This window comes from Thermobifida cellulosilytica TB100, assembly GCF_001517975.1.
GTDB classification, from domain to species: Bacteria; Actinomycetota; Actinomycetes; order Streptosporangiales; family Streptosporangiaceae; genus Thermobifida; species Thermobifida cellulosilytica.
In genome coordinates this window covers 228,167-234,890 of the sequence record NZ_KQ950181.1, presented here as the reverse complement: position 1 = coordinate 234,890, position 6,724 = coordinate 228,167, and the positions used below count along the sequence as shown (strand labels likewise).

The window sequence follows — 6,724 nt, the reverse complement described above, 5'->3', positions numbered from 1 at the left end:
GCCTCGCCGCCGACGAGGACGCGCAGGCCGTCGACCGCGTCGGGGTCGTGCTCGGCGAGCATCTGCCACAGCGTGGGCGTGGCCTGGACGACGGTGGCTGCGCTGGAGCGGACCAGTGCGGCGAGGTTCCTGGGGTCGCGGACGGTGTCGGCGTCGGCGAGCACCACGGCCGCGCCCGCCAGCAGCGGCAGGTACAGCTCCAGGGCGGAGATGTCGAAGCTGACCGTGGTCACCGCCAGCCACCGGTCGTGCGGGTGCAGCGGGACCCGTTCGGCCATGTCGGTGAGGAAGTTGGCCAGGTTGCGGTGGGACACCACCACGCCCTTGGGCCGCCCCGTCGACCCGGAGGTGTAGAGGAGGTAGGCCGCCCGCTCCGCGGGAAGGTGCTCCGGCAGTGCCGTGTCGGGGGCCTCGGCGGCCTCCTCCACCAGCAGCACGGGCACGTTCCCGCCGTGGCGCGCCGCGGTCTCGGCGGTGGCCACGAGGAGCACGGCCGCGGAGTCGGTGAGCATGGCGGCGATGCGTTCGGCGGGGAACTCCGGGTCCAGCGGCAGGTACACCCCGCCCGCCCGCTGCACCGCCAGCAGCACCGCCACCAGCTCCGGCGACCGCGGCAACGCCACCGCCACCACCCGCCCCGGACGCACCCCGCGCCCCACCAGCAGCCGCGCCAACCGGTCGGTCTCCGCCTCCAGACGGGCATACGACCACTCCACACCACCGCAGCGCACCGCCACCGCCCGCGGCCTGCGACGCGCCCACCCCGCGACCGCGACCGCGGGCTCCACAGCCGTGACCGGCCGCCCCGTGGCGTTCCACTCCTCCACCACACGACGGCGCTCCGCCCCCGTCACCACCTCCACCGCACCGACCCGCCGCCACGGATCAGCACTGATGCGGACCAGGACCTCACGGAAGCGTGCCAGCAGTTCGGCGGCCCGGTCGGGGGAGACCGCGTCGGGCCGGTGGCACAGCCGCAGGCCCAGCCGCTCGCCGGGGAACACGTTGACGGAGACCGGGTAGTGGGTGGCGTCCTCGACCTGGACGTCGCGCAGCCGCACGCCCGCGTAGTCCTCGGCGGCCAGGGCGTCGCGGTGGGGGAAGTTCTCGAACACCAGCAGCGTGTCGAACAGCGGAGCGGCGCCGGCGATCTCCTGCAGCCGGGTCAGGCCGACGTGGTGGTGCTCGGCGAGCGCGGCCTGGCGGCGTTGCAGGTCGACGAGGAGGTCGGCGACCGTGCGGGCGGGGTGGGCGCGCACGCGCACCGCGACGGTGTTGATGAACAGGCCGAGGATGTCCTCCACGCCGTCGAGGTCGGCGGGGCGGCCGGAGACGGTCGCGCCGAACACGACGTCGTCGGTTCCGGTGAGTCCGGCCAGCAGCAGTCCCCACGCCGCCTGCACGACGGTGTTGACGGTCACGCCGAGCGACCGCGCGGTGCGGGTCAGCCGGGCGCTGTCCGCCTCGTCCAGTTCGGCGTGCAGCTCCCGCTGGGTTCCGTCTCCGCCGTGCGTGTCGGCGTCGGGGGCCAGCAGGACGGGTCCGGGCAGGTCGGCGAGCTCGTCCCGCCAGGCGCGGTCGGCGGCGTCGGCGTCCTGGGCGGCCAGCCACGCCAGGTGGTCGCGGAAGGTCGCGGCGGGTCCGGGCGTACCGGGGGTGGCGTAGCGGGTGAACAGCTCCCGCAGGAACAGCGGGGTGGACCAGCCGTCCAGCAGCGTGTGGTGGTCGGTGACGACCAGCCGGTGACGGTCGGGGGCCAGGCGCAGCAGCGCGAACCGGACCAGCGGCGGGTGGGCGAGGTCGAAGCGCTCCGCCCGTTCCGCGGCGCGTTCCTCGGCGCAGCGGGCCTCCTGGTCGGCGGGGTCGTGTCCGGTCAGGTCGACGGTGCGCCAGCGCAGCGCCACCTCGGCGGGCACGAACTGCACCGGGTCCGCGCCGTCGTCGCTCCAGAAGCCGACGCGCAGCGAGGGGTGGCTGCGCAGCAGTTCCGCGGCGGCCGCGCGCAGCCGGTCCGCGTCCAGCGGCCCGGCGACCTCGGTGCACGACTGGGTGGTGTAGGCGTCGCGGCCGTCGCCGTAGAGGCTGTGGAAGACCAGTCCGGCCTGCAGCGGGGTGGGCGGCCACAGGTCGACGATCCGCGGGTCGGCCACGTCGGCACGGTCGGCCCAGGCGCGCGCCACCCGGTCGATGCGGGCCTGGTCGACGTCGACCAGCGGCACGTCGGAGGGGGTGAGCGCGCACACCCCGGGCCGGGCGGCGCACTCGGCGAGGCCGCGCAGCGCGGCGGTGAACTCCTCGACGAGGAACGCGACCTGTTCGGCGTCGTGCACGCCGGGCGCCCACCGCCAGGTGACCGTCGTCTCGGGGCCGTCGGCGGTGTCGCGGACGGCGACGCCGACCTCCAGGCCGCAGGCGAGGGGCTGCTCGGGGTCCTCGTCGAGCAGCACGTTCGCGGTCTCCGGGGCGACCTGCCAGGGGGCGTCGGCGGAGGGTCCGAAGCGGCCCAGGTAGTTGAAGAGGACGTCGGGGCGGGCCGCGTCGGCGAGGGCGGGTGCGGTGTCGGGGTTGAGTCGGCGCAGCAGGCCGTAGCCGATCCCGTCGCCGGGCACGGCCCGCAGGGTCTCCTTGACGGCCGCGAGCGCCTGTCCGGCGTCGGCGGTCCGGTCCGGGGCGAGGCGGACGGGGTGGGCGCTGGTGAACCAGCCGACGGTGCGCGAGGTGTCGGCGGGTTCGGCCAGTTCGCGGCGGCCGTGCCCCTCGACCTCGACGAGTACGCCGCCGTCCGGTTCGCCGCGGCGGGCCCGCAGCCGTGCGGCGGCCACGGCCAGCGCGGTCAGCAGCACCTCTTCCACTCCGGCACCCAGGGCGGGACCGATCTCGGTGAGCAGGGCCGCCGACAGTGCGGGGTCCAGGGTCTGCTCGATGCTGCGGCGGACGGCGACGGTGTCGCCCCCGCCGAGGGGCCGGTCTCCCAGCGGCCGGTGGGCGGCCGGGTCGACGGTACGCCGCCAGTGGTCGAGTTCGGCGACGCGTTCGGGGCGGCGCGCCTCGGCGGCCAGCAGCCGGGTCCAGCGGCGCAGCGAGGTGCCGACCGGTTCCAGCTCGGGCGTCCGGCCCCGGGCGCGGGCCTCGACGGCGGCGCGCAGGTCGGGGCCGAGGATGCGCCAGGAGACGCCGTCCACGGCGAGGTGGTGGACGCGCAGCAGCAGGCGGCCGCTGCGGTGGGCGCCGCGGTCGAGCCAGACGGCGGCCAGAGGGCGCCCGCGGGCCGGGTCGACGCGTGCGGCGGCGTGTTCGGCCTGCTCGGCGAGTGCCGCGGCGAGGTCGGCGCCGTCCAGGCCGGCCGCGTCGACGCGGTGCAGCAGGTCGTCGGGCACGGCGTGGGCGTCGAGGATCTCCAGGCCGGTCCCCGTGGCGCGCATGCGCAGCGCGTCGTGGTGGCGGACCAGGTCGGCCAGTGCGGCGGCGAGCACGTCCGCGTCGAGTCCGGGCGGGGTGCACAGCACCTGCGTCTGGGTGAAGCGCGGCGAGGGGGCGCCCTGGTCGAGCAGGTCGGCCATGAGGGGGGTGGGCGACAGTGCGCCGACCGGTTCGTCGGCGGGTGCGGCGGCGGGTGCGGCGGGCCGGGCGGCGGCCGCGGCCAGGCGGGCGACGGTGGGCCGCTCGAACACGTCGCGGACCCGCAGTGCCAGTCCGGCCGACCGGGCCCGGTTGACCAGTTGGATGGCGGTGATGCTGTCTCCGCCGAGCCGGAAGAAGTCGTCGTGGACGCCGACCTGTGCCACGCCGAGGACCTGCGCGAACACCTCCCGCAGGGTCTGCTGTTCGGGGGTGGCGGGCTCGTCGCCGCCGTCGGCGGCCTCGGGGCCGGGGTCGGGCAGCGCCCTGCGGTCGAGCTTGCCGCTGGTGGTGACGGGCAGCTCGTCGACGCAGACGACGGTGGCGGGCACCATGTAGTCGGGCAGGCGCTCGGCGAGGTGGGCGCGGACCGCCTCGGGGGCGGGCGCGCCCGCGTCGCTCGGCACGACGTAGGCGGCGAGCCGCACCGAGCCCGAGGCCGCGGTGTGCGCCGCGACCGCGCAGCGGGCCACGGCGGGGTGGGTCTCGGCGACGGCCTCGATCTCCTCCACCTCCACGCGGTAGCCGCGCACCTGCACCTGGGTGTCGGTGCGGCCGAGGTAGTCGACCTGGCCGTCGGGGCGCAGCCGCACCCGGTCGCCGGTGCGGTACATGCGGCTGCCGGGCGGCCCGTAGGGGTCGGCGACGAACCGCTGCGCGGTCAGGTCGGGACGGTCGGCGTAGCCGCGCGCCAGCTGCGCCCCGGCCAGGTACAGCTCGCCGGGCACGCCCGCGGGCACCGGGCGCAGCGCACCGTCCAGGACGCGGATCGCCACCCCGGGCAGGGGGCGGCCCACGGTGGGCGTGTCGCTGTCGGCGACGTCGGCGACCAGCGCGTCGACGGTGTTCTCGGTGGGGCCGTAGTAGTTGAGCGCGCGGGTCGCGGGCAGGGACCGCAGGGTGCGCCACAGTTCGTCGGGGCATGCCTCGCCGCCGAAGCTGAGCAGTCGCGGCACGTGCCGCAGGTGCCCGGAGTCCAGCAGGCCGCGCAGGTAGGTGGGGGTGAAGTCGAGGTGGTCGATGCCGTGCTCGGCGACGTAGGCGCCGAGGCGGGCCTGGTCGTAGACGTGCTCCTCGTCCAGCAGGTGCAGTTCGTGGCCGTACAGCAGGCCCAGCAGCGGCTCCCAGGACGCGTCGAAGCCGAAGGACCCGGTGTGGGCCAGGCGCAGCCGCCGCACAGCGCCGCCGAACAGGAGGCGGCGCTGTGCGGCGGCGAGGTTGGCCAGCGCACGGTGCTCGACGACCACTCCCTTGGGGCGTCCGGTGGTGCCGGAGGTGTGGATGACGTAGGCGGCGCTGTCGGGCCGGGGTGCGGGCAGCGGTGCGGTGTCGGCGCCGAGCGCGGCGTCCAGGCGGGCGCGCACGGCGGCGTCGGCGAGGTCGACGACGCGGGCGCCGCCCAGGTCGGGCAGTGGCGCGCCGAAGTCGGCTCGGGTGAGCACGGCGGTGGGCCGGGTGTCGGCGACGACGTGCGCGAGCCGTTCGGCGGGGTGGGCGGCGTCCAGGTGGACGTAGGCCCCGCCCGCGCGCAGCACCGCGAACAGCGCCACGAGCAGGTCGAGGGAGCGCGGCAGGGCGAGCGCCACCGTCCGTTCGGGGCCGACGCCCAGGTCGCGCAGCAGGCGGGCCAGCCGGTCGACGCGGTCGAGGAGTTCGGCGCGGCTGACGCGGCGGCCGTCGGCGACGACGGCGGTGGCGTCGGGCTCGTCGTCGGCCAGGCGGGCCAGCAGTTCCGGCACGAGCGGGGGGTGCTGCTCGACGGGGGGTGTGCCGACGACTCCCGCGTCCGTCTCGGCGAGGTCGAGGGCGGCCACGGGGGTGTGCGGCGGGGCCGCGGCCGCGCTGTGCAGCAGGCGGGCGATCTCGGTCAGGCGGGCGCGCACGGCGGCGGCGTCGTAGCGGTGCTCGTTGGCGTTGGCCTCCAGCAGCAGCCCGCCGTCGGGGTCGCGGTAGACCGACAGCGCCAGGTCGTCGACGGGGCCCTCCGAGAGGGTGACCGTGGTCGCGGCCGCCCCGTCGAAGGAGAGGGCGTAGTCGAACACCTTGACGTTGATCTCCGGGCCGAACAGCATCCGGTCCGTGCCCACCGCGGCCAGGTCGCGGCGGAGCCACTCGGCGCGGTAGCGCTGGTGGGCGCGCAGGTCGCGCAGGGCGGCGGCGGTGGCGGCGACGACCTGTTCGACGGTGTCGCCGGGGCGGACGCGCAGCCGCAGCGGCAGCACGTTGACCACCATCGCCGGGGTGCGCAGCGCCGCGGTGCCCAGCCGTCCCATCACGGGCGAGCCCAGCACCACGTCGTCGGAGCCGGTCATCCGGTGCACGTAGGCGGCGTAGGCCGCGATCACCGCCTCCGCCCAGGTGGCGCCGGTGCGTTCGCCCAGCGCCGCCAGCCCGGCGAAGGTGTCGGCGTCGAGGGCTGCACGGTCGCGCAGCGCCCCCGCGTGGGGGGCCGGCGGCTGCGACGACAGCAGCGCCGCCTCGTAGCCGTCGCCCAGCAGCTCGGTCCAGTGGGCGCGGTCGGCCTCGCGGCGCGGCGAGGAGGCGTAGGCGGTCTCGTCGGCGACGACGTCGGCGAGGGTGCCGAAGCGGGACGGCGGCGGCTGCTGGCCCCGGCCCAGCGCGGTGTAGACCTCGGCGACCCGGCGCGCGATCAGGGTGACCGCGTAGGCGTCGACGAGGATGTGGTGGTAGCGCTGGTACCAGAACCAGCGGCGCTCCCCCACGCGCAGCAGGGCGTAGCGGACCAGCGGGTCGCCGCCGTCCAGGGGGACCGGTCGGGCCATGTCGCGGCGCATCCACTCGGCGGCGTACTCGGGGTCGGATGCGCCGGTGAGGTCGTGCACCTCGACCGGGACGGTGCCGTCGGCGGCGATCTCCTGGACGACGCCGCCGTCGCCGTGCACCGGCCGGGCCCGCAGCGTGTCGCTGTCGCGGACCACGGAGGCCACGGCCCGGGCGAACCGGTCGGTGTCGACGGCGGTGGGGATGTCGGTGTACTGGCCGACGTTGAAGACCGGGCTGTCCGGGGTGATCTGCTGGGCGTACCAGACCCCGGCCTGTGCCCCGGTGAGGGGCAGCCGGGCGGTGGGGGTGTCCGGCATCGGAT

At 76.6% G+C, this 6,724-nt stretch carries 1 protein-coding gene; it reads right to left on the bottom strand.

Translation table 11 applies throughout. From position 1 onward, the window contains the following. Positions 1-6,719: non-ribosomal peptide synthetase (locus AC529_RS07340; RefSeq protein ID WP_157080158.1), on the bottom strand; the 6,719-nt coding region annotated here is incomplete at its 3' end. Positions 6,720-6,724 lie beyond the last annotated feature (5 nt).